Consider the following 24,480-nt stretch of genomic DNA (forward strand, 5'->3'; position numbering starts at 1 on the left):
ATAAAAAATTACGTCTTTCGTTTTGTCGCCAGGGGAAATAAATTAGTTTACAAGGATTATACGACCATATTATACCCGGATATGGAGCGGATCATTAACGAGTACAGAGCAATCGCTGTCAATAACTACATCATTTGCCATTCAAATTATCCGTCAAATACATTTATTGTAGTAAACATAAAAACCGGTATATACAATGAAGTGAGCCTTGCAAAATATGGTATCAAAGAAGATATTCAGTTCATTCACAACAACGGTAATGCTGATTCAAATATTTATGTACTCACAGCAAATCATATCCTGCTTTTCAGCACTTTGAGTAATTTCAGCAAAGTGCTTATAGATAATTATAGACACTTTACTACCGATTCTACACTCGATGGCAATGAAATAAGGAGTATCTACAACAATAGCATGTGGGGTACCATCTTTGCAACCACATCCAGGGGTCTCGCAATAAGGTCAGCGCTCAAAAATTATTTCAAACCTGAGCCCACAATAAAACTTCAAGGTTTTAATTATGTGCAGGGTGTTCCGGATGAAAAATGTTATTGGTGGAACGTAAGCACATCAACTTTGGGGGAGGTGGACAAAAATTACTCAATAAAGTACAGCAAACTAAAGAATACATCTGTAATTAATGCTATACACCCATATAGAAGAGATACCCTGCTGATAGTGGGTCACAATAACTTCTATATGTCGAAAAGTAGTAAGAAAGCGTCTGTTGTACCTCTTACTTGCATGTCTGTGGGCATATTTTCATGGACAAGAACCCCAGACAATAAATTCATTTATTCATGCAACGGGGGATTCAACATAGCCACCCCTGTTACTCATGACACATCCAATGTATTCATACTTGATAATATCAGGCTTCCCGGCCTGGTAGCAGATGCAAAAGGTGAAGAGTATTGGGCTTACAACAACCTGCATATAGACATCTACAACAATAAAACGCACCAGCTCACAAAATATACCAGAGAAAAACTAATTGCTGCCGGCATTCAAAAAGTAGAAAAAATATGCATAGATAGTTTCAACAATGTGTACATACTCGACAATAGCCAGCTACTATTATTTAACAACCGACACGCAAAGGTGCTTAAACAGGTTAGCAACATAAATATTAAAAATTGCGACATTCATATCTACAAAAACAAACTGATAATTACAGGAAAGATCGGTATTATTTGTCTTGATATTTATGGAAAAGATTCCTTGTCAGAACCCGTCATATTTCCAAATAGCAACAATTACTACTATATCTATAATACGCAGATCGCTTTCAATAAAATTCTTCTTAGCACCGATAAGGGATTTATGAGTGTTGATATTTCCGACACCGGATACAAATTTGCGTACAACCTAAAAAAAGTAATTGACAATTATCGCTTCGTTTGTAAATATGGAAATGCTGCACAAAACATAAATTACGGAGACACCCTGATTTTGGATCAGGAAGATCTTAAGTTGCAATTCGATATTATCAATCCAAATGGCAAAGGGTCAGTTGTGTATTTTACTCAACTCGAAAATAATCTCCCTACTCAACTTACAACAAATGAATTGGGTTTGCCAACTTTAAAACCAGATAGATATTACGCCTTAACTGTAAATGCAACTGATGAAATTTGGAAAAGTAATAATAAATTAATAATACTCTATGTAAAGCCATATTGGTATCAGACAAAGATCATGATGAGACTAATATGGGCAGGGATATTCATCCTATTGTTATTACTGATAGCAGTAATAATACTGGTAACGAGAAAGCTTGTGCTCAATGCCTCCCACAAAAAAAGCATCCGCATGGAAATGGAGCTAAAGGCTATCTACTCGCAAATAAACCCTCACTTTATTTTCAATTCCCTCAACTCAGCTCTTCTTTTAATAAGCAAAAACAAAATGGAAGATGCCTACACCCATGTATCCAAATTTTCGAGGTTGCTAAGGAGCTATATAAAATCTTCAAGAAACAAGTTTATCCCTGTTCAATCTGAGATCTTGAATTTAAGAAACTATATAGAATTGCAACAGGTAAGATTTAAAGAGAAATTTACATACGAAATAAACGACAACGAGATCGCGGGACGTTCAGAACTCGTCATACCCTCTTTGTTGTTACAGCCTTTTGTTGAAAATGCCATTGAGCATGGATTGCTTAATAAGCAAGGTGTAGGGCATTTAAGAATTGATTTTTCAATGGCAAACGACGCTACCCTGGTCTGCTCTATTGATGACGATGGAATAGGAAGGCTGGAGTCAAGAAAAATAAGCCAACTCAATATTAGTAAAGAAGAATCTTACGGCGATCTTTTGATAAAAGATCTTGTTGCAATTTTCAACAAATATGAAAACGTACATGTTGACATAAAATATGAAGACAAAATAAGTCCGTTAACCGGCACACTTGTGACAATTACTATTAGATACCTAAAAACTGCACAATGAAAGTCTTTCTAAACGGGCTTCTACTGACTTGCCTGATGATAGTAGTTTCATCTCAGCTGGCAGCTCAAAGTGAAAACAAATTCAATTTAAATAGTTCAAACGGACTACCAACAAACCACGTTTATAGTACCGCGATAGACAAATATGGTTATTTATGGATAGCAACAGATAATGGAGTTGTAAGGTATAATGGATATGAATTGAAAATATTCACTACTGAGCAAGGACTTCCAACAGATGATGTCTGGCAACTTGCAGAAGACAGCCGGGGACGCATTTGGTTGGGTAGTATTGCCGACAGAATTGGATACATTTATCACGAAAAATACCATTCTGCAATATTTTCCGATACTTCATACCATACAATATATCCTCAAAATTTATGTGCAGTAGGAGACCATATTGTTTTTTTTAGTTCTTATCTTAAAAACAGTCTCAATTCCTCTTATTGTGTTTCGGACAACGATACAATAAGAAGTTATCACCTGGGCACAGAGTTAGCCAAAATAGTTCCTTATTTTAAAAAAAATGAAAATGAGCACGTTATTGTCCCGTTCCTGAATTCTAATGGAAAGTGTGTCCTCGTTTACCGAAATAGTATTTATGATTTCCTTCTTGAAAAAGGCAATATAAAAGTGAAGTCGCCTGCGAAGATCAGCGATACTGACTATAATGTAATGTTGATTACAACGAGCAACTGCATTGTTAATAATTACATATTAAATTGCCATATTGACATAATTAGGAATTATTTCACAACGTTAAACCTCACAACTGGTGATGTAAAAAAAGTATACATAAATAAACCTGAAAAATCAAACGACAAAATTCTAACCATCAATCATGAGCCTAATAACAAAGACAGTTCTATATACGTCATAAGCGACAAATATATCATGAAGTACTTTATCAATGATTCGATTAAATATATTGAAAAGTATACCATACGTGACTTAGGTTCAGAAATGATAAAAGGAGAACATGTATCTACGCTGAATAGTGATAAAATCTGGGGGAAATTATTGAGCACTTCAACCAATGGTTTATATATAAACTACACTACAGCGAATACATATTCAAAGCATCCAAATGTAAATTTGAATAATTATACATACTCAGGAACAACCAATTCGGGTAGATCTTTATGGTGGAATGCAACAAGCCTTGTTTTGTGTAAAGTCAACAGGAACTTTGAGCCAAGTTTTATTAAGGTAGAAAAGGAAGCAAATCTTACAGAAACAAACAAGGTAAAGGAGAGCATGTTTCACCTGGGCATAAAAAATTTATTTTATGATACAGTAACGGACCGCATATACCAACTTCCAGACAAACATTTTGCCATTATTAACTACTTCAAATTAGCAGACTCCCCTAAAGTTTGGTACGGATATTCAAATTTTGGCTTTCTCAGAACAGTGCCAAACGAAGGCTACAAGGTGGGCGAATATATTGATCAGGACAGATGTAAAGGCATTGCTTTCGACTCTCCGCGGCATGCATATTGGGTTTATAATCACAATAAGATTTTAATCTATGACAGAAAGATCAACAAAACTTTCATTAAACAACAACTGCAACAATTTGGTGTTCCCATAGTAGAAAAAATATGCATTGATAATACATATGAAAATATCTTCTTTAAAGGAGACAAAAATGTTACAATGTACAATAGCCGCAATGAATCATATACGTTTTTATTCACTGACTTTAACCTCAAGGAAGCATCCATTGACCTATACAAAGACATATTGATAGTATATGGTAGATTTGGTGTGTTGTTCTGTAAAATTCTTGGCCAACAAAAAATTTCAAGGCCCATATATTATCCCAACATAAAAAATTACTATTTCAATACCATCACCAATATAGGTTACCACGAGAATGTACTTTCATTGAATACAGATCTGGGATTGGTATCGCTTAATATTCCTACTGAAGATAGTTCATATGATAAAGCCCCTGCTCTACCCGTCATCAGCAACTACATAGTCTCCTACAAAAATATTCAAGGGAATATAGCTAATGGAGATACCTTAAATGTTGATCAAAATGACCTTAGGATACGATTCGATATGATCAACCCATTTGGCAATGGGAAAATAAAATTTCTTATTTCGAAAGATAAAATGACCACCGAGCTTAATGAAAATGAGTTAAGCCTATCTTCCCAACAGCAATCACCCGGACACTATTATAAAATTACCCTTTCTGCATATGACAAAGTGTGGCGCAGTAAACCGGTTGATCTAATCGTTTATATCACTCCTTACTGGTGGCAAACTAAAAATATGCAAATAGCTATCTGGATATCCGGCTCATTAATAGTCATATTGCTATTTGTCGTTTCAACATTAATAACACGGAGACTTGTACTGAATGCATCAATGAAGCGCAATGTGAGAATGGAAATGGAACTTAAAGCTATCTACTCACAGATCAACCCCCATTTTATTTTTAATTCCCTTAATTCTGCTTTACTGCTTGTTAGTAAAAATAGAATGGATGAAGCCTACACCCATATTTCCAAATTCTCAAAACTATTAAGGAGCTACATAAAATCATCAAGAAATAAATTCATTACTGCTGAAGAAGAAATAATTAATCTACAGAACTACATTGAACTACAGCAAATACGTTTTAAAGACAGATTTACTTATGAAATTGATACTCTGCACCTCATAAGCCGATCTGTAAAAATTCCTTCATTATTGCTACAGCCGTTTGTTGAAAATGCTATAGAGCATGGATTGCTGAATAAAAATGAAAAAGGTCACCTTCTTGTAAAATTCAATATGACAAACAATAGTACTCTGGTATGTACTATTGATGATGACGGAATAGGACGGGAAGAATCGAAGAAAATAAGCGGGCAAAATGTGAGCAAAGAAGAATCTTATGGCAATTTGCTGGTAAAAGATCTTATAAATATTTTCAATAAATATGAAAGTGTAAATGTTGAAATAGACTACATCGACAAGCCACTCCCGCTTACCGGAACAACAGTAATAATTACCATTAAATATCACAAATAATGCTAAACAATCATACCTGCATAATTGTAGATGACGAACTGGATGCAATAGAATTACTCAGCTCAAGGCTATTGAAATTATATACCAACATCACTATTGTTGCCACCTATTCTAACTGGCAAGAGGCGCTAAGTGCACTTCGTACCAGCCAATGCGACTTATTGATGATGGACATATCAATGCCCGGAAAGACAGGCATCAATCTGTTAAAACTTATACCTGGTATAGAGTGTGAGATCATTTTTGTAACAGCTCACGACAATTATGCGATAGAAGCATTTGAACTTTCCGCCACCGGGTATATTCTAAAACCTATAGATGATCAGGAACTCTCGCAGGCTGTGGATAAGGCTATTGAAAGGATATTACATAAAAAGCAAGCTACATTACTACCCGGCAATAAGCCGCTACCACAACAATCCGGCGGAAAAATTGCCGTACCCGGCAAGCATGGAATTGACTACATAAATATATCTGACATATTATATCTGGAGAGTACCAATAAATGTACTAAAATAACTACCCCAACAGAAGATTACTTAAGCACCAGCAATATAGGCCGTTTTCAGTATCTTATAGATAATCACGATTTCTTCCAGATACACCGCTCTTTTATCATTAATATAAAAGATGTTTTACGTTACGATTCGAAGGGATTCATTATTATGACTGACAAAAAAGAAATACCAATTTCCAGATCAGCCAAAAGTGATTTTTTACGGATGTTCAACCTTGAACAATAAGTAAATAAATTTATTGAATTACCCTGTCGGATAATTAGGTCGTTTCAAGGCATAATTCATGCATTTCATCATTTTTATTCCTGCTGTGTCAGACAATGAATTTACTTTGTTGCTCATTAAGATGTTAACTCTCCTATAAGCCCCGTCACCGTTAATAATTAGATCCACAAGTCTGGCAAATGAGCCCTGGTAATTCCTTACCGGGGTTTGTCAATTTTAGACAAATCACGTGCTTAGCAGTGAATTTTATAGTAAAATTTACCATAATTCATTTTCGCAAAAAATAAACTCGTCGGATTTTCAATGCATTTCGGGAGTAAAAACATGCATTTCGTCATATTTTTTCAAGGAGCCCTCTGATCGTAAGTAAATTACATCATAATTAACAACGCAGTTAATCAGCCCCTCTGGCCATCTTTTTGCTATGAAAAAAAATATACTTCTACTATGAGCTGACCTATCAGTTAGTCCTACCTTATGTAATGGCAATTGAACCTTGATATACTTATCAGGGTTTTGTCATTTTTAGTAGTCTTTTGATCGTTCAACCAAATTCACAATATTATCTACGATCAAAGTTAAGATCCGGATTTACTGCTGAAAATATAAAAGCACTTATCACCCCTGCCAGCGTACTAAGATGAAAAAACTCATTTTCAAACATTCGCAGAAGGCTAGGAAAAATAAATTATTTGATTAATTTTGAAGCCTATGAAGTATAAACTGGCAAAAGCAATAGCTCTACTCCTGATCTTTTCTTTTCTCGCAAGTTGCGTTTCTCCCCGCCGTACACCATGGCGCAGAAAAAGGTTCAATGCACATAGCAATCGTGGCGGTGGCCGTTATTGGTATACACGTGGAAGTTAAACACAGGGACATTCTGATTATAAAGGAATTGGTTGAGACAGCAGCAAATATTTTGCCCTATCTCAACCAATTATATTTTTATAATAAGGTATAGTTGTTTATTACGCTCTTTCGCTCCAGTGCGTCATCTCCAGTGCCTCGCCTACTATAAAGAAACTGCCCGTAATCAGTAAAGCATCATCACCGTTCATTTTGGCCATTGCTGCATTTACGGCATCCGCTACCGATGCATAAGTGTCTCCATTGAGACCCGCAGCAAGCCCCATTGCACTCAGATCAGCTACCGGCAATGCCCTTTGTATCTGTGCATTACAAAAATAATATGTTGCGTCTTTAGGAAATAGAGCCAACGCTTCTGCTACGTCTTTATCTTTTACAAATCCCAGCACTATATGTTTATTGGTGGCATTAACCTGAGCCCACTGCTGCAATACATTTGTTAGCCCTGCAGTATTATGTGCCACATCGCATATTACTGCGGGTTGATCTTGTAGCCAGTCCCAACGCCCCATAAGGCCGGTGGACTTTTTTACATTTTTGAGCGCATCTATGGCAGTTGATACCGACAAATTAAATCCCAGGAATGAAAGAACTTCAACCGCGGTAAGGACAGTCTTAATATTGTGCTGCTGGTAGTTGCCCGTAAGGTCTGTCTGAATATCGCAAAGCTCTTGTTTTGCTTTGTTTACAGCCTTATAATACTGGTAGCGTGCATCTTGCTTTACCCTTACCATATCCCAGTGAGACTCGGCATAATAAAGAGGACTATGCAGTATTACTGAACGCTCAAAAAATACTTTATCGGTTTCATCGCCTTGCTCCCCTATTACTACAGGTATGTCTTCTTTAATGATCCCGGCCTTTTCCGATGCTATTTGTGCGAGGGTATTACCCAACAGATCTTTATGATCATAGCTGATGTTAGTGATAATAGATAAAACGGGCGTAATGATGTTAGTACTATCCAATCTTCCACCCAGCCCTGTTTCTACTATTGCTATATCAACACTTTCTTCGGCAAATGCAAGGAATGCCATGGCAACAGTAATTTCAAAAAACGACGGATTGATCTCTTCTATCAAATGCCTGCACTTCCCTACAAAATCTACCACCCATTGTTCACTAACCGGCACGCCATTAATGCGAATACGCTCCCGAAAATCTATAAGATGTGGCGATGTATATAATCCGGTTTTATAACCTGCCTGCTGGAATATTGCCGCCAAAGAATGGCTGGTACTACCCTTTCCATTGGTACCAGCTATATGTATGGACTTGAATTTATGCTGAGGATCGCCCAGTGCAGCACATAGCTTCAATGTATTGGTAAGGTCAGGCTTTAATGCTGCTTTCCCAATGCGCGAAAACATCGGCAGCTTTTCAAAAATATAATTGAGTGTATCCTGGTAGGTGCTGGTAGTCACAGTAGAAATTAACGCGCTTTAAATACAATGGTTACATCTCCGAATTGTTGTGGTGCAGATCCGGTGCTTTTGCTGAACTTCGCCTTGCTGATCTTGTCCATTGCAATGCGGGTTAGCTCAGGGTTAGAAGACGATTTCACAAACTTACTTACAATATTACCATCTCGGTCTACAGTCACGCTTATCACTACCTTTCCACCTTCTCTAAATTCAGCTTCCAGCTTCTTCGGCGTGATATCTCTTCCTGTAAGTGTATGATATGTTCCTCCACCGCCTGACCCTGGTACTCCGGTATAATTGGATGCACCCGGTGTTCCGCCATTTACTCCCTGATCACCCGTGCCATGTGTTATACCTTCGCTTGTACCTGGCCTATTGTCTTTAGCGCCATTGCCTCCTTTACCATTGTTATCACCTCCATACACCGACTTAGGTACTGGTTTCGGTTCGGGTGTAGGCTTAGTTCCGGGTTGTCCTTTTACGTCTTTCTTATTAGGATCAGTCACAACAGGCGCGTCTGTAGCATCTGAATGCATCATCTCCTTTGGAAGCGGACTCTTCACTTCTGAATTTTTATATACTACAGATGCACTGTAAGACGACGGATCTTCTTTTGACATTGGCTGATCATTGCCGCTACCGTTCTCGCTCGACCCCAGGTTCACTTCAAGCCCATTACCTATTTCGGTTGTGACAGCCGGTATAGTATAACGCCACAGGAAAAATAGCAATAGTAAAAGCGCATGGATACCTATGGTCCACGAAAGTGCTTTTATATTTATGGTTGGTGGCTGTTGTTGGGCAGCTATCATACGCAGTGGAGTGTCTTTTGATTAAAATTACAATAATTGATGTTAAACGACATAACGAATCTAATTATTACTGTCAGATTTTAACGTTTTTACATTTCAATGTTGTATTGAGAAGTTTAATGGTATTTACAACGAACATTTTTTACTTTTGCTATAATAAACGCAACAATTAAATAATTCCATAATTATGCCTTCTTTCGACATTGCCAGCAAAGTAGATCTTCAGACACTTGACAACGCCATAAACATAGCCAAAAAGGAAATAGACAATCGTTTCGACTTTAAGGGTACGCACGTTTCTTTCGAGCTCAACAAAAAAGAAATGAACATTTCTATGGAAGTGGAAAGTGACATGAAATTGCAGCAACTGGAAGATGTGTTGTTGACAAAAGTTATGCGTCAGGGCCTTGAAGCCAATTGCTTTGACCTCACTAAAACACCTAATGCCAACGGCAAATATATCCGCAAGACAATACCGGTAAAGAATGGTATTGATAAGGACTATGCAAAGAAAATAGTTAAGATCATAAAGGATAGCGGACTGAAAGTACAGGCTGCCATCATGGATGACGTGATTCGCGTTACCGCCAAGAAAATAGATGACCTGCAGGATGTGATCGCTCTATGCCGTTCATCTAATATAGATCTGCCGCTGCAGTTCATTAACATGAAAGCATAGTTTAGTTATTGGTAGTAAGTCATAAGTTGTAAGTCATTCCTGATTTTGAAAAGAAGCAAATTAGTATGTGTGCTATTGTATTGCCTTCTCGCGGGAATGTATCACGTCCATGCCCAGACTAAACTATATCCACATCGCATCTCGCTGAAGAAAGGCGTAGAGCTGAATCTCACAGTACCTAAGGGCTACAACATAGTAGTGGCTGCTGAAGGACTGCACAGACTTCGCTTTCTGGCTAAAAGCCCCGATGGCAGATTGTTTGGAACAGATATGCATAACCTCGACGACAATAAGGAAGGTAAGATCTACTTGTTTGAAGGATGGGATAATGCAAGCAAACAATTCACAAAAGTCAGCACATTTGCAGAAAACCTGCATAACCCTAATCAGGTTCTATTTTATACCGATAAAGGCAAAGACTACATCTACATTGCCGAAACAGATAAGCTAAGCAGGTATGAATATCACAAAGGTGATAAGATCCTAACCGGCAAGCAACAAGTCCTGGCCAATTACCCCGACTATGGCCTAAGCTACAAATATGGCGGGTGGCATCTCACCCGCAGCCTTGCACAGCACAATGGCAAGATATACGTAAGCGTAGGCAGTAGTTGTAATGCCTGCATTGAAAAGGAAAGTGTAAGAGCCACTATTCAGGAAATGAACCCCGATGGAACCGGGCAACGCATATTTGCATCTGGCGTACGCAATGCTGTGGGCATAAAATGGGTGAACAATACCCTATAGGCAACATTTATGGGTCGCGATCTGTTGGGGCCGGAAAAGGTTGAAGATCTGTTTGGAACCATTGAAAACGGGAAGTTTTATGGCTGGCCGTTTTATATGCAATACAGGCAGCAGATACTACCTGATGTAGCAATGATGGACAGCGCCAAAGCACAGCATATAAAAGTACCTGGCAAACCACCGGTAGCTTACTGTGGCTTCCTCTCTCACTCCGCTCCGCTTGGCCTGGAGTATTTTCAGAATTTCAATGACCCACTACTTAATAACTCTTTTCTGGTGGCACTACACGGCTCTACATCTGTATGGCGCAAAAGAGGTAATGCTGTAGTAAAAATTACCGGCAAGAATAAGTACGAAGATATTGTAAGCGGCTTTCTTGAAGGTAAGGAAGATAAAGACCGCAAAGGCCGTCCATGCGATGTAATGATGAATGACGCTAGTTCATTTTTTGTTACTGACGACAAGAACGGTGTGCTCTATTACATCTACAAACAATAGAATGGCGTTCTAAAACAATTAGCGGGTATGAATGACAATACATCATTCATACCCGCTAAATATATTAAGCTACTTCGTAGCCAACAATCTCAATTAAGCCATTCCTTCTACCTTAGAGCCAGACAACATGCTGCCTATGTACTCACGGTTCAGACGGGCAATGTTCTCCAGAGATATTCCCTTAGGGCACTCAGCTTCACATGCACCAATGTTGGTACAGCTACCAAAACCTTCAGTATCCATCTGATTAACCATGTTGAAAGCACGTGTCATACGCTCAGGCTCGCCCTGTGGCAACAGTGCCAGATGAGAAACCTTAGCTGATACGAACAACATAGCAGAGGCATTAGGACATGCAGCAACGCATGCACCACAACCTATGCAAGATGCAGCGGCAAATGATTCATCTGCTTTCTGCTTGTCAATTGGCAAGGCATTAGCATCTTGTGCATTACCTGTATTTACAGATATAAAGCCACCAGCCTGTATGATACGGTCGAAACCGGTACGGTCTACAACCAGATCTTTAATAACAGGGAATGCATCGGCACGCCAAGGTTCTACAGTAATTGTATCGCCATCTTCATAGGCACGCATGTGCAGCTGACAAGTAGTGTTCTGTGACCATGGTCCGTGTGCACGACCATTGATGACCATACTGCACATACCGCAGATACCTTCACGACAATCATGATCGAAAGCGATCGGCTCTTTTCCTTCAGAAACCAGTTGTTCGTTCAATACGTCGAACATCTCCAGGAAAGACATTTCAGAAGAAACGTTCCTTACAGGGTAAGTTTCAAAACCACCCTTAGTTTTACCATTTTTCTGCTTCCACACCTTCAAGGTGAGGTTCATATTATAATGTTGCATACTTTTTCAATTTGACAATTGGACAATTTGGCAATGAGCCAATTTACCGTTTGTGGGTAGCAATAATTTTTAGTTTCAATTACTTGTAACTTCTAGAACTAGGATGAACAACCTCATAAATAAGATCTTCTTTGTGTAGTTCAAACTGACCAACACCCTTATATTCCCATGCAGCTACGTACATAAACTTTTCATCATCACGAAGCGCTTCACCATCTTCTGTCTGGTACTCCTCGCGGAAGTGACCGCCACAGCTTTCGTTACGGTTCAATGCATCAATACACATCAGCTCGCCAAGCTCTATAAAGTCAGCAACGCGGCCGGCCTTATCCAGCTCAGGATTGAACTCATCTACATCACCCGGGATACGAACGTTACTCCAGAACTCTTTACGCAATGCGCCTATCTCAGCAATAGCTTCTTTCAATCCTTTTTCATTACGAGCCATACCGCACTTCTCCCACATGATCTTACCCAGGCGTTTGTGGAAACTTTCCACGCTTTCAGTACCCTTAATGCTCATGAGCTTATTGATACGATCGCTTACTTCTTTCTCTGCAGCTACGAATGCAGGATGATCTGTAGGTATTGCCTTTGTGCGGATATCATCTGCAAGACGGTTACCCAAAGTGTAAGGGATAACGAAGTAACCATCAGCAAGACCCTGCATAAGTGCAGATGCACCCAGGCGGTTAGCACCATGATCACTGAAGTTAGCCTCGCCCAAAGCATACAAGCCAGGGACGGTGGTCATCAGCTCATAATCTACCCAAAGTCCACCCATTGTATAGTGTACTGCAGGATATATACGCATTGGCATTTCGTAAGGATTTTCACCGGTGATCTTTTCGTACATGTCGAAAAGGTTACCATACTTCTCCTTTACTACGCCCTTACCTAATGCAATAATTTCGTCTTTGCTGGTGTTTGGCTTACCTTGTTTGTTAGCTTCTATCTTGCCATAACGCTCAATAGCTGCGCCGAAATCAAGATATACCGCCATCTTAGATGAACCTACACCATAACCTGCATCGCAACGCTCTTTAGCCGCACGGCTGGCAACGTCACGTGGTACAAGGTTACCGAAGGCAGGATACCTGCGCTCCAGGTAGTAGTCGCGCTCTTCTTCCTTGATCTCAGAAGGTTTGCGCTGATCGTTCTTTTGTTTTGGCACCCAGATACGACCATCATTACGCAACGACTCAGACATCAGCGTAAGCTTAGACTGGTGATCGCCACTAACAGGGATACATGTAGGGTGGATCTGTGTAAAGCAAGGGTTACCAAAGAATGCACCTTGTTTGTGTGCCTTCCATGCTGCGGTAACATTGCTACCCATTGCATTTGTAGACAAGTAGAATACGTTACCATAACCACCCGTGCATAATAAAACTGCATGACCAAAATGGCGCTCCAGCTCACCTGTTACCAGGTTACGGGCTATGATACCACGGGCTACCCCGTCTACCATTACCACATCCAGCATTTCATGTCGCGAATGCATTTCTACATTACCCAAAGAAACCTGGCGCTCAAGACCCTGGTAAGCACCTATCAATAACTGCTGACCTGTCTGGCCTGCAGCATAGAACGTACGCTGTACCTGTGTACCACCAAATGAACGGTTGCTTAGCAAGCCACCATATTCACGTGCAAACGGCACTCCGGCGGCTACGCACTGGTCAATGATGTTGGCACTCACTTCTGCAAGACGGTGCACATTGCCTTCACGGGCACGGTAGTCACCACCTTTAATTGTATCGTAGAAAAGGCGATAAGTACTATCACCATCATTCTGGTAATTTTTTGCGGCATTGATACCACCTTGTGCAGCAATCGAGTGCGCACGGCGGGGACTATCCTGAAAGCAGAATGCTTTTACCTTATAGCCCATTTCACCAAGAGATGCGGCTGCAGAAGCGCCGGCGAGACCGGTACCTACTACTATGATCTCTAATGAACGCTTATTGGCAGGGTTAACCAACTTACAAGTCGCCTTGTATGTTTTCCATTTGGAATCTATCGGACCTGCTGGTATTTTAGAAATAAGTGGCATATATAAAAGAAGTCAAAAGTTAAAAGTAAAAACCTTAAATGCTGACCGCCGAAGCAGTAGCAGAACTTATGTGGATATAGATCAGGCTAACCAGTTCATAAAGAACGCAACCGGCATAGCAATGAATATCAACGGAACGATGATAGAAAATGCGATACCTGTAGTCTTGATCAAACCTTTATACCTTGAAGTACCCAGGCCCAGTGTCTGGAAAGCACTGTAGAAACCATGTACCAGGTGCCATCCCAGAGAGATACAACCAAAGATGTACACACCTACTACCCATGCAGTCTGGAATTCTTCCTTCATCATGTGATAAAGATCCTTTTCACCATTACCTGTTATCTGTGAGAAACGGTTAGGCGCCCAGAACTTAGACAGGTGCATGATAAGGAACAACAAGATCAGCGTACCAAGCAAAGCCATGCTGCGGCTGTACCAGGGGCTAGTAGCGCTACCTGCATTTACCGCATAACGGTTAGTACGGCGGCTCCTGTTTTTAGACCATAAAGCAAGGCCCTGAATAACATGCAACAGCAGGAAGCCCATCAGGCCTATCTCCACAGTGCGGATAAGGAAGTTCGTACCCATAAAATGGGCAGCTTCCGTAAAACGAGCGCCACCATCATTATAAAAGATCTGGGCGTTAATGTAACAATGGACGATCAAAAACGTAATGAGGAACAAACCCGTTAATGACATTTGTAGCTTTTTCCCAATGGAAGTGCTAAAGTAATTTTTCCAGCTCATGCGAATCCGGCAGAATTTAGTGTAGAAAGTGAAAAATGTGGCACAAAGATAATCATCAATTTTTTAAAAGCATAGCAATACTACAAATTGCTGAAAACTATTTACATAAAGCGAAATTTTAGATAAGATTAGCAATCATCACGACGTGTTATTTATAAGATCTTTAAGCATATTATTTCTTATTAAATTGTTCATCGGTAAGACCTGTATTAATAGCGTAACTCAGGTAATTGATCTCTATCGTTCCCTTCTGCGCTTTGGGTGTAGCGTCCTTTGCCGCCGTTGGCACTTCATTATTATAGTCCATGGTCACGCCCTTGGGTAGCTTGTAATCCTTTACATCCATATATATGGTCACTTTATCTGGCAGGCCGTATGACATGTATTTATTGAAGTCAAGATCCATGATCACAGTACCATCGTTGCGGGTGGTAGTTTCTGCCCTTACTGCTACCAGGTTAGCCTCATCTATCCACAGCTTGGTCAGCACAATGTTGTTCATATCATCTTCGGGTATCACTTTTACCAATCGCAGTTTCTTTCCCTTTACGGTTACGTTGCCTATGTCTATCACAGTCACATTACCTACCGGTATCAGGTTGCTTATCGTCAGATTGATATTCTTCTTTGGCAGCATGGACAAACCTCCGTTCCTTTCCAACCGCATTTTATCCGGTGCCTTAAATAGTAATGTTCCCTTTAGTTGCGGTATGCGCATAAAGCTCACATCTATCTTCATTTTCACATCGGCACGGTAATCCTTTACAGTTGCTATCTTAGTACGTAAAGTATAAAAAAGTTTTGTAGCATCATCTGCACGTACCTTATAAGAAACTAACGTAAGCAAAACGAACAATATTGATATATACTTCCTCATGACTTAATATCTTTCTTGTTGAAATAAAACACTGTAAGTAACAGAAAACCAACAGTATATAACACCAGCACTACCGCACTCTTACCTATTGCCGCGTATGGTACAGGATCATCAAAAAAGCCCTTCCACCCTATCATGTGCGTGGTAAGCAGATAAGGCTTTATGATGGTAAATAGCGGCAACTCCAAGTTAGAGAGTATGGTTAACACCACCACTATACCCATGGTTGATATGATAGGTCCGATTGAATTATCGGCAAATGCTGATAGGAGTAAGGACATAGATGCAATAGTGGTCATGGCTAGCACCGCAAAAGCAAAGGCAAGTCCATAGCGCCACATCACATCATTCTGCAAGATCATGATAAATGAATCACTCTTCAGGTTGATCATATCTCCCTTTCCAAAAAGCAATAGCGAGAAGAACAGCGCAACTACCGCCAACCAAACAATTAACAATACAGTGTAGATAAAGCTACTTAAGAACTTGGCCATCACTATTTTAGGTCTGGAAATAGGCTTGGTCAATAACAGCCTTAATGTCCCCAGATTAGCCTCACCTGCCAGCGCATCGCCCGCCACCAATGCCACCAACAGTGGAATGTGAATAAGTAGTGATTGCAGGATAATGTAGGTGATCAGGTACCCGTTAAGGATGTTCCCCTGTATATCGAACTGCTCGTTAACACCCGACAATGCAAAGTTCACAAACCCCTTACCATCAGTCAGCATAGCCAGCTGAATAACAAAAGTGATAGCAGTAACTATACCAAAACTGATATAGGTTCTTGGCCTCCTGAAAATTTTATATAGCTCTATTCGTAATAACTGTATCATCTGTAAGGGATAAAAAGTAAGCTTCCAATGAATGTTTTGACCTGATCTCTGTAACACCTATACCCTGCCCCACCAGCCAACTATTCAACTGCGGCGTTCGTTCAGGATTCATCTTAAAGGTAAGCGAGCCATGTTTTGCAGTGCGGAGCATAGATTTCCATTCACTACCCTCAATTTTATGTTGTATTGCATCATCGGGCAAAATGTCTATCTCAATAAATGTCTCATCCGGGTTGAGCAATGAATTCACCTTGCCTTCAACCACCTTCTTACCCTTATGGATGATGATCATACTGGTGGCTACCTGCTCTATCTCGTACAAAAGGTGTGATGAAATCAATATCGTCTTACCATGATCGCGACTGAGCGAAAGGATCAATGCACGCATTTCTGCTATTCCCTGCGGGTCAAGGCCATTGGTAGGCTCATCCAAAATCAGCAGATCAGGCTTGTGTACAAGCGCTATGGCTATGCCCAGGCGCTGCTTCATACCTTGCGAATAAGCTTTTACTTTATCTTGCTCGCGGCCCTTTAATCCCACAATTTCCAGAACCTCATGTAACCTTGCAGCTTTTATAGTGCTATCACTCAGTGCAGCAAACATCTTCAGATTATCCCAACCCGAGAGATATCCATACATATCAGGGCGCTCAATGATAGCACCTATCTTACTTAGTAAATGCCTTCGTCCATTATTAAACTCCTCTCCATCTATATATATACTGCCACTATCCGGAAAGATAAGCCCAAGCAACATACGCATAGTAGTACTTTTCCCAGCACCATTCTGACCAAGAAAACCATAAATATCCCCATGGTTTATTGTAAATGACAGATCGGTTACAGCCTTGAAGTGCTTAAATGACTTTGATAAATTCCGCGTTTCAATAATAGATCCCAAAACACAAGTTTGAACCTGCAAGTTACGTCACAATCAGCCTATTGTACGACTTAACTATATACCTATTTCCAATACCGCTTATGCTTTGTTTAATATTTATTTAAAATAATTAAACATTTTGATGGAGCAGCAAAACTGTTCTTGCCAATTATCCGTAAATAAGATAGCCACATATTGATAAACAGGAAATTGTGCATACCGGAACGTACAACTATGTACAACCCGTACAATCAATTCCTAAAAACAACTGAAATATGATCACCAACGAAGAACAAAGACAGAATGCGGTAAAGCGCTTTGACAATTACAATTTCAACCTGAATAAGGGTCTGGAAGATATACTTACCCTTACAGCCGAGATCTGTGAAACGCCGGTTGCATTTATTACGCTTATAGATGCTGACGCGCAACAATTTAAAGTTTGCAAAGGCATGGATGTAGTGCAGATGCCAAGAGATACTTCATTTTGTACCCACACAATAATGGACACTGGCGTGATGGTGGTAGAAGATCCGCTAAAGGATGAGCGGTTTTCGTCAATTCCATTGGTTGCGAACCAACCTTATATCAGATTCTACGCCGGTGCACCTTTGGCAACAGAAGATGGGCAGAATATTGGCACCCTATGCGTGCTGGATGCACAACCCAAAAGTTTGCCACTGGCTAAGCAGCACATGCTGGGCATTCTGGCAAAACAGGCTATCCACCTTATGGAACTGGATCTGTGCCTGAAGCTACTAAACCAGAAAAACAACCACATAACGCTACAAAATAAAACCCTCCGGGATATTGCCTTTACCCAGGCACATGAATTCAGAGGGCCGCTGTCATCATTAATAGGATTCATGAATCTTATAAAAGAAGATGACTATCAAGCGCCAAGAGAGTACCTGATAATGATGGATGAGGTGGTGCAAAAACTGGACGAGAAGATATTACTTGTTGTAAAAAGCACTGAACAAGCAAGAGAAGTGTACCTGGCGTGAAAATAAAAAATGTAGAAATATACCCACCCCGCACCTTGTGCGGGGTATTTCTTTTAATATGATGCTGCGACGTGAAAACGAGCAAATGCTATCGTATGAGTGAAACACGTGTTTTCATCTAATGGGAAGTCACGAGGTGCTTATCATTGAAAAATATAATTTACAATGAGTACCTCGGAGGAATAGCAAAATCATACGCCACATTATTCACCAACCTGATGAGATATTTACTAAAATCGAGCATATGATATTCATGCACATCATCATCGGGCTTAGCAGCAAAACAAGACATACGGGTTGACGAATCCTGCCGTATTAAAATGTGGCTGGTGTATAACATGTTTGTGAATTGTTGTTGCAATTCATGCTGAACTGCTCCTGGAAATGATTTGTACGTAAGTGTGTCTGCAATTACCATATACTGCCTATCATCTACTGCCAATATATCTTTCACTACATAATACTCATTCACTGTTGTATCTCTGATCTTCTCTAGCAAGCTAAAATCCGGAGTCAGCTCCCGTTCTACCTCTACATAATATATAAGGTGCGAAAGTGTTGCAGCATATGCTGCAGGTGAAAGTGATCCATTATGTAGATCATCAATTACATTCCACGATTTTCGCTTTACTCTTTCCCGCTTTTTGTACCGCCGCCATAAAAAGAAACCAATTACTAAAAGGGCCAGGAGATATAAAGCGATCATAGGTGCAGGCATAATGTAAAGATAATTGAAGCTAATGTGGTTGACAAACGCTAAATGTATTGATTGGTCAAATGCTATCCACGCAGAAAAATACTTAATGTAATTGTGGGAAACGAATTTTTTGGTGACCAAACCAATAACCACGAAGATCCAAATAACTACCTTTGCTCCATGCTCCCCCAGCTCACAGAAAACAACGTTCCCATCTATACACTCGAACAAACGAGCAGGCACGGCAGTAAAGAATTTGAAATAGTTCGGGCTGCCGGATTAACGCACTATCAAAAAGAGCTGTTTTTTGTGCCTCATAGAAAAAGGTTCTACCTTTTGGTTTTCCTTAGGTCAGGCAAAAGCCGGCATTGGGTGGATATGGTGCCCTATATTGTAAAGCCGGACACGCTTTATTTCTCTTCACCGTATCAGGTGATCTTAAAAGAAGAAATATCATCAGGTATTCCATTTGAAGCCACGTCAATTTGTTTTACCGAAGAGTTTCTGGATATTGAAGATGATGGGCTACTAAGCAAGTTACCTATTATCCAAAACCAATACAACGGCCATGAGCTCAATCTCTCGCCGGCTGATGTTGCCTTCGTAGATGATATATCTCTAAAACTATTAGCAGAATTCCACAACAAACAAGGTTGGCAAAAGAACATGTTACTCGCCTACCTGCGGGTACTACTCATTTATCTCAGTCGCCTCTATAATGAGCAATTTACCGCACCCGACAAGTCGCCCGAACGTGAATTGTTCAATCGCTTCAAAGCTTTGGTAAGCAACCACTTTACTGAGCACCACGATGTGGCTGCTTATGCTGATATGCTCAACCTGTCTGCTGGCCATTTCAGCGAACTGATAAAGAAACAAAGTGGCAGAACACCTATTGAGCACATACACGACCACCTGCTGCTTGAAGCAAAGCGTATGCTTTTTCATACAGAGGCGTCCGTGAAAGAGATCGCCTTTCAGTTGGGTTTTGAAGAGGCATCCTACTTCAACAGGTTCTTTAAGCGCCTTACATCCGGCACTCCACTCAGCTACCGCAGCACCATCCGCGAAATGTACTATTAATACCCGCAGAAGTATAATTGTACCGTTCTGCCCCGTGCTACTTTTGTGCTGTGCCAAATGGCAATAAACAAACAGAACATGAAAAAAGCACTGATCACGGGCGCCAACAGAAGCATAGGCTTTGAAGCAGCCCGCCAATTATTGAAGAAAGGATATTACGTGTACCTGGGCAGCCGTACATTGGCCAACGGACAGGAAGCAGTAGACAAACTAAAAGCAGAAGGGCTGACTGAAGTGGAAGCTATAGCGCTGGATGTGACTAATGATGAGTCGGTAAAAAATGCCCGCACGGAATTAGGTACAAAAACCAATGTACTGGATGTATTGATCAACAATGCCGGCATCAGCGGCGGTTTTCCGCAAACAGCCCAAACATCAAGTATAGACACTTTTAAAGAAGTATTTGACACCAATCTGTATGGCGTAGTGCGCACTACACAGGCGTTTATGGATCTGCTACAACAATCAGCCGAACCACGGATTGTAAATGTAACTTCAGGCCTCGGCTCCCTCACCATGCACACCGACACATCATGGAAATACTTTGCGGTTAAAGGTGCAATCTACGCCCCCTCAAAAGCAGCATTGAACATGTATACCATCACTTTGGCTTATGAATTGCGCGACACCCCCTTCAAAGTAAATGCAGTTGATCCCGGCTATACCGCAACTGAGTTTAATCACTTCAGGGGAACAGGTACTGTACACGATGCCGCCGCCCGCCTGGTGAAGGGCGCTACCCTAGCCCCGGATGGCCCAACAGGTACATTCTTCAGCGATGACAACAACCCGGAGACTGGTATAAGTCTCTGGTAAGATTAATGGCATGCCTCAATCCCAACAACGGTGAGTACCTCAAACTCACCGTTGTTGATTTTACTATCCGCAATGACATTTTTCTTAAATTGCAGTATAAAAGATAAATTTCTACTGAAAAGATAAACCGGCATTTCGACCACTAAAACTATGAAAGACACTTACGACATTCATGCTGAAGAATTGAGCAAAGCGATAGATATTGCTATCGATGCTTTTCAAAAATATCGCCCTGATGGTTTTGACGACAAGCAATTAACACACGTCATTAATGTTTATAGAAAGTTCAAAGGCGATGCGCTTGCTCCCAAATTTCGCAATTTAAAAAGCTTAAAATATAATATTGTTGATGTCTTTACTTATTTCCAGGAAGCCTCAGGTAAGACTGTAGACTACTTCTGGCAGCAGATTAAGGAGCAAGAGCTGAACTACAAGCGCGACAATAAGATATTGAAAATATTGAAGCGGGGTAAGATAAACAACCGCACAGAATATGACTTTGTAACCGATGTGATCGTACCCTACCAACAGGAAGGAGTGATCACTGACGATGAAGATGGAGCATTGAAAGAGATGATAGGGAAATTTGAGTTAAAAGAAAGTAGAAAGAGGAAGGTTGATTGCTAACCTGATGGTAAAGTTTGTAGCCTCCGCAGTACCGCCATATGGCAGTAATCATCGTAATTTTCCGAAAACGGATACTTCCCATGGTTGTTGGCGAGAACACAGACCACGGTTAAAACCCTATGATTGAGATATTGCAGCTGACACTAAAAGACACAAGACAGGCACCATCCACGCAAACAATAATACTATCCCAAAGAATTGCTTATTGGGGCTGGATGCTATTTTCACAAATAAAACAACAGTATAAATAAAAGTAAGTAACATTAAGAGCACGTATAGCCCACCATTTCCTGCACCACATGTTGTTGGATTGCTTGTGCTATTAAATGAAGAAAACACAGGAAGCAGCCAGACTAAAACGTACAAGCTAAAGAAAATGGTAGTTTTAAGGTGCTTACGAAGTAGGCCTAATGTTGGGTTCATAATGATTGTGGCAATTTAGTGAATAGTTGATTACTCCCCACCCACCACCTCCACCAAATCCCCCACCTCATCATCCGTAAAAATCCGTGAGCGGGTAAGAAACCGAAAACCGAGAGGAATCTCTATAGAAAAACTGGAGCCGCGCCCAGCAATTACATCAAGGGTCAGTTCGCTGTACTGCCAGAATTGGAACTGATCTTTGGCCATCCAGAATTCGCAGCCTTCTACCATGTCCAGGCGCACATCACTGCTGCCGGTGCGGAAGTCGCCCTTTTCATAGCACATGGGTTGTGACCCGTCACAACATCCGCCACTCTGGTGAAACATCAATTCACCATGACTGGCTTTTAGCTGCGCTATCAGTTCTTTGGCTTTGTCTGTGGCTATAACCCTATGAATTTTTCCCATTTTAATGAATTTGTTGACACGTTATTACACCCTTAGTAACCGCATGAGGAGAAGCTTAGCCTTCGGAAAACGGCAGCTCGCGCAGGCTTGTGCGGTGGCGCGTTTTTTCCGATCGCCTTTTCTTTTGTTACTTTTCTTTTGGCGAAGCAAAAGAAAAGTAAGAGACGATGGTCACTAAACACACTCAAAACACAACCAAAAAGGGAGCCATTTCCAGCAATGGCTCCCTATAGACTATCACTACCGTTAACCTATGAATTAAAAGAACCCTAGTTTTTGTTTGCTGTAAGAGATCAGCATATTCTTGGTCTGCCTGTAGTGGCCCAGCATCATCTTGTGTGTCTCACGACCAAAGCCTGACTTCTTATAACCACCAAATGGAGCATGTGCAGGGTATGCATGGTAACAGTTCACCCAAACACGACCCGCCTGTATAGCACGAGGAACCTGGTACAACTCATGTGCATCGCGTGTCCATACGCCCGAACCCAATCCGTACAATGAATCATTAGCAATTTCTATTGCCTCTTCCGTAGTTTTGAAGGTTGTGACACAAACCACCGGTCCGAATATCTCTTCCTGGAAGATGCGCATCTTGTTATTGCCCTTAAATATAGTTGGCTGCACGTAGTAGCCGCCTTCTATATCGGTATCTTGTTTTACCGGCGCACCACCCACCAGCAGTTCAGCACCTTCCTGTAGTCCTATATCTATGTAAGAAAGAATCTTTTCATACTGATCGTTAGATGCCTGCGCACCGATCATTGTAGCAGCATCCAGCGGATTACCTGTTTTAATAGCCTTTACACGAGCTACTACACGCTCCATAAACTTATCGTAAATGCTTTCGTGAACGAGGATACGAGATGGGCATGTGCATATTTCACCCTGGTTGAGCGCAAACATCACCGCACCTTCAATAGCCTTATCAAAGAAATCATCATCAGCCTCTGCAACCGACGGGAAGAAAATGTTTGGCGATTTGCCACCCAACTCCATTGTAACCGGTATCAGGTTCTCAGATGCATACTGCATGATGAGGCGGCCCGTAGTGGTCTCACCTGTAAATGACACCTTAGATATTCTTGAAGATGTAGCCAACGGCTTACCAGCTTCAGGACCAAATCCGGTAACAATATTCAGCACACCTGCAGGCAACAGATCACCTATCAGTTCCATCAGCACGATAATGCTGGTTGGCGTTTGTTCAGCGGGTTTCAATACTACTGTGCAACCTGCAGCCAATGCCGGTGCCATTTTCCACGTAGCCATCAGCAAAGGGAAGTTCCATGGTATGATCTGTCCTACGACACCTATTGGCTCATGCAGGTTAATGCTCACTGTATGTTCATCGTGCTCAGAAATTGTGCCTTCTTCCGCCCTTATAACACCTGCAAAATAACGGAAGTGATCTACTACCAATGGCAGATCGGCAGCCTTGGTCTCGCGGATGGGCTTACCATTATCAATAGTCTCTACTGTAGCCAGATAGTCAAGATTATCTTCTATCACCTGTGCTATCTTAAGTAATATATTGCTTCTGTAAGTAGCCGCTGTTTTGCTCCATGTTTTGAAAGCTTCCAGTGCGGCATCTACAGCCAGCTCCACATCTTCTTTCTTAGACCGTGCAGCCTGTGTGAATACTTCACCGGTCACAGGAGAAATATTATCGAAATACTCGCCACCTACCGGTGCGGCCCACTTTCCACCTATATAATTTTCATAACGGCTCTTTATTGCAGGCCAGTTGTTCTTTGACAAACTATCGGCAAGGATAGTACTCTTGGGTGCTGTTTGCGTTGACATATAATTAAGTGTTTGATTTAGTATGAACCAAAGCTATTTTTATATCTGCCGACAAATCGGGTAAAACGTATCAGCCCAATCATAC

The 24,480-nt window shown here is 40.9% G+C and carries 22 protein-coding genes; 11 read left to right on the forward strand and 11 right to left on the reverse strand.

The genetic code is table 11. From position 1 onward, the window contains the following. Positions 1-201 precede the first annotated feature (201 nt). The 4 genes from CJD36_RS04230 to CJD36_RS23180 all read left to right on the forward strand — a co-directional run bounded on the left by CJD36_RS04230 (position 202) and on the right by CJD36_RS23180 (position 7,096). A complete protein-coding gene (locus CJD36_RS04230; RefSeq protein WP_161499205.1) occupies positions 202-2,454 on the forward strand; it encodes a sensor histidine kinase in 2,253 nt (750 codons plus the stop codon). After that, entirely contained in the window at positions 2,451-5,486 is a 3,036-nt protein-coding gene (locus tag CJD36_RS04235) for a sensor histidine kinase (RefSeq protein WP_105037844.1), read from the forward strand. Before CJD36_RS04230 ends, CJD36_RS04235 begins: the two co-directional genes overlap by 4 nt. Next, complete coding sequence (locus CJD36_RS04240; protein ID WP_105037845.1) at positions 5,486-6,229, forward strand: LytR/AlgR family response regulator transcription factor; 744 nt, start codon at positions 5,486-5,488, stop codon at positions 6,227-6,229. The genes CJD36_RS04235 and CJD36_RS04240 overlap by 1 nt, the downstream gene beginning before the upstream one ends. A gap of 711 nt (positions 6,230-6,940) precedes the next feature. Further along, entirely contained in the window at positions 6,941-7,096 is a 156-nt protein-coding gene (locus tag CJD36_RS23180; RefSeq protein WP_161499206.1) for a hypothetical protein, read from the forward strand. 101 nt (positions 7,097-7,197) lie between these two features. On the opposite strand, the gene CJD36_RS04245 is transcribed toward CJD36_RS23180, so the two are convergent. Further along, positions 7,198-8,520 (reverse strand): bifunctional folylpolyglutamate synthase/dihydrofolate synthase, encoded by a 1,323-nt coding sequence (locus CJD36_RS04245; protein ID WP_240609289.1) that lies wholly within the window; start codon positions 8,518-8,520, stop codon positions 7,198-7,200. Positions 8,521-8,528: 8 nt separating this feature from the next. Then, positions 8,529-9,332: an energy transducer TonB family protein gene (locus tag CJD36_RS04250; protein ID WP_105037846.1), complete on the reverse strand. Its 804-nt coding sequence runs from the start codon at positions 9,330-9,332 to the stop codon at positions 8,529-8,531. A 187-nt stretch (positions 9,333-9,519) separates the two neighbouring features. Between CJD36_RS04250 and CJD36_RS04255 the strand changes: the two genes are divergently transcribed. The 3 genes from CJD36_RS04255 (at position 9,520) to CJD36_RS04265 (ending at position 11,256) form a co-directional block, all read left to right on the forward strand. Beyond that, the gene (locus CJD36_RS04255) at positions 9,520-10,011 is read left to right on the forward strand and encodes a YajQ family cyclic di-GMP-binding protein (RefSeq protein WP_105037847.1); all 492 of its coding nucleotides are present in this window, start codon (positions 9,520-9,522) and stop codon (positions 10,009-10,011) included. A gap of 96 nt (positions 10,012-10,107) precedes the next feature. Then, a complete protein-coding gene (locus CJD36_RS04260) occupies positions 10,108-10,758 on the forward strand; it encodes a PQQ-dependent sugar dehydrogenase (RefSeq protein WP_105037848.1) in 651 nt (216 codons plus the stop codon). 9 nt (positions 10,759-10,767) lie between these two features. Next, positions 10,768-11,256, forward strand: coding sequence for a hypothetical protein (locus CJD36_RS04265; protein ID WP_133162484.1), 489 nt, complete (start codon positions 10,768-10,770; stop codon positions 11,254-11,256). Between the two features lie 93 nt (positions 11,257-11,349). Here CJD36_RS04265 and CJD36_RS04270 read toward each other — a convergent pair whose 3' ends face one another. The 6 genes from CJD36_RS04270 to CJD36_RS04295 all read right to left on the reverse strand — a co-directional run bounded on the left by CJD36_RS04270 (position 11,350) and on the right by CJD36_RS04295 (position 17,549). Further along, positions 11,350-12,129, reverse strand: a complete 780-nt coding sequence (locus CJD36_RS04270; protein WP_105037850.1) for a succinate dehydrogenase/fumarate reductase iron-sulfur subunit — start codon at positions 12,127-12,129, stop codon at positions 11,350-11,352. Between the two features lie 79 nt (positions 12,130-12,208). Continuing rightward, complete coding sequence (locus tag CJD36_RS04275; RefSeq protein ID WP_105037851.1) at positions 12,209-14,185, reverse strand: fumarate reductase/succinate dehydrogenase flavoprotein subunit; 1,977 nt, start codon at positions 14,183-14,185, stop codon at positions 12,209-12,211. Between the two features lie 81 nt (positions 14,186-14,266). After that, a complete protein-coding gene (locus CJD36_RS04280) occupies positions 14,267-14,935 on the reverse strand; it encodes a succinate dehydrogenase cytochrome b subunit (RefSeq protein ID WP_105037852.1) in 669 nt (222 codons plus the stop codon). A 172-nt stretch (positions 14,936-15,107) separates the two neighbouring features. Further along, positions 15,108-15,812 carry a LolA family protein gene (locus CJD36_RS04285; RefSeq protein WP_105037853.1) on the reverse strand — a complete coding sequence of 235 codons (705 nt, stop codon included), beginning with the start codon at positions 15,810-15,812 and terminating at the stop codon, positions 15,108-15,110. Beyond that, the gene (locus tag CJD36_RS04290; protein ID WP_105037854.1) at positions 15,809-16,648 is read right to left on the reverse strand and encodes an ABC transporter permease; all 840 of its coding nucleotides are present in this window, start codon (positions 16,646-16,648) and stop codon (positions 15,809-15,811) included. The genes CJD36_RS04285 and CJD36_RS04290 overlap by 4 nt, the downstream gene beginning before the upstream one ends. Next, positions 16,617-17,549 (reverse strand): ABC transporter ATP-binding protein, encoded by a 933-nt coding sequence (locus CJD36_RS04295; RefSeq protein ID WP_105037855.1) that lies wholly within the window; start codon positions 17,547-17,549, stop codon positions 16,617-16,619. The genes CJD36_RS04290 and CJD36_RS04295 overlap by 32 nt, the downstream gene beginning before the upstream one ends. Before the next feature lie 254 nt (positions 17,550-17,803). Between CJD36_RS04295 and CJD36_RS04300 the strand changes: the two genes are divergently transcribed. Then, a complete protein-coding gene (locus tag CJD36_RS04300; protein WP_105037856.1) occupies positions 17,804-18,535 on the forward strand; it encodes a GAF domain-containing protein in 732 nt (243 codons plus the stop codon). Positions 18,536-18,695: 160 nt separating this feature from the next. On the opposite strand, the gene CJD36_RS04305 is transcribed toward CJD36_RS04300, so the two are convergent. After that, positions 18,696-19,253 carry a hypothetical protein gene (locus tag CJD36_RS04305; RefSeq protein ID WP_105037857.1) on the reverse strand — a complete coding sequence of 186 codons (558 nt, stop codon included), beginning with the start codon at positions 19,251-19,253 and terminating at the stop codon, positions 18,696-18,698. Between the two features lie 93 nt (positions 19,254-19,346). Here CJD36_RS04305 and CJD36_RS04310 point away from each other — a divergent pair, with 93 nt between their 5' ends. The 3 genes from CJD36_RS04310 (at position 19,347) to CJD36_RS04320 (ending at position 21,758) form a co-directional block, all read left to right on the forward strand. After that, positions 19,347-20,315 carry a helix-turn-helix transcriptional regulator gene (locus tag CJD36_RS04310; protein ID WP_205685548.1) on the forward strand — a complete coding sequence of 323 codons (969 nt, stop codon included), beginning with the start codon at positions 19,347-19,349 and terminating at the stop codon, positions 20,313-20,315. Between the two features lie 78 nt (positions 20,316-20,393). Further along, on the forward strand, positions 20,394-21,131 hold the full coding sequence (locus CJD36_RS04315) for an SDR family NAD(P)-dependent oxidoreductase (RefSeq protein WP_105038062.1): 738 nt from the start codon (positions 20,394-20,396) through the stop codon (positions 21,129-21,131). 150 nt (positions 21,132-21,281) lie between these two features. Further along, the gene (locus CJD36_RS04320; RefSeq protein WP_105037859.1) at positions 21,282-21,758 is read left to right on the forward strand and encodes a hypothetical protein; all 477 of its coding nucleotides are present in this window, start codon (positions 21,282-21,284) and stop codon (positions 21,756-21,758) included. 453 nt (positions 21,759-22,211) lie between these two features. Here the strand turns inward: CJD36_RS04320 and CJD36_RS04325 are convergent, their stop codons facing one another. After that, positions 22,212-22,589, reverse strand: coding sequence for a DUF779 domain-containing protein (locus CJD36_RS04325; protein WP_105037860.1), 378 nt, complete (start codon positions 22,587-22,589; stop codon positions 22,212-22,214). 258 nt (positions 22,590-22,847) lie between these two features. Continuing rightward, positions 22,848-24,395, reverse strand: a complete 1,548-nt coding sequence (locus CJD36_RS04330) for an aldehyde dehydrogenase family protein (RefSeq protein WP_105037861.1) — start codon at positions 24,393-24,395, stop codon at positions 22,848-22,850. Positions 24,396-24,480 lie beyond the last annotated feature (85 nt).

This window comes from Flavipsychrobacter stenotrophus (assembly GCF_002954265.1).
Taxonomy (GTDB): Bacteria; Bacteroidota; Bacteroidia; order Chitinophagales; family Chitinophagaceae; genus Flavipsychrobacter; species Flavipsychrobacter stenotrophus.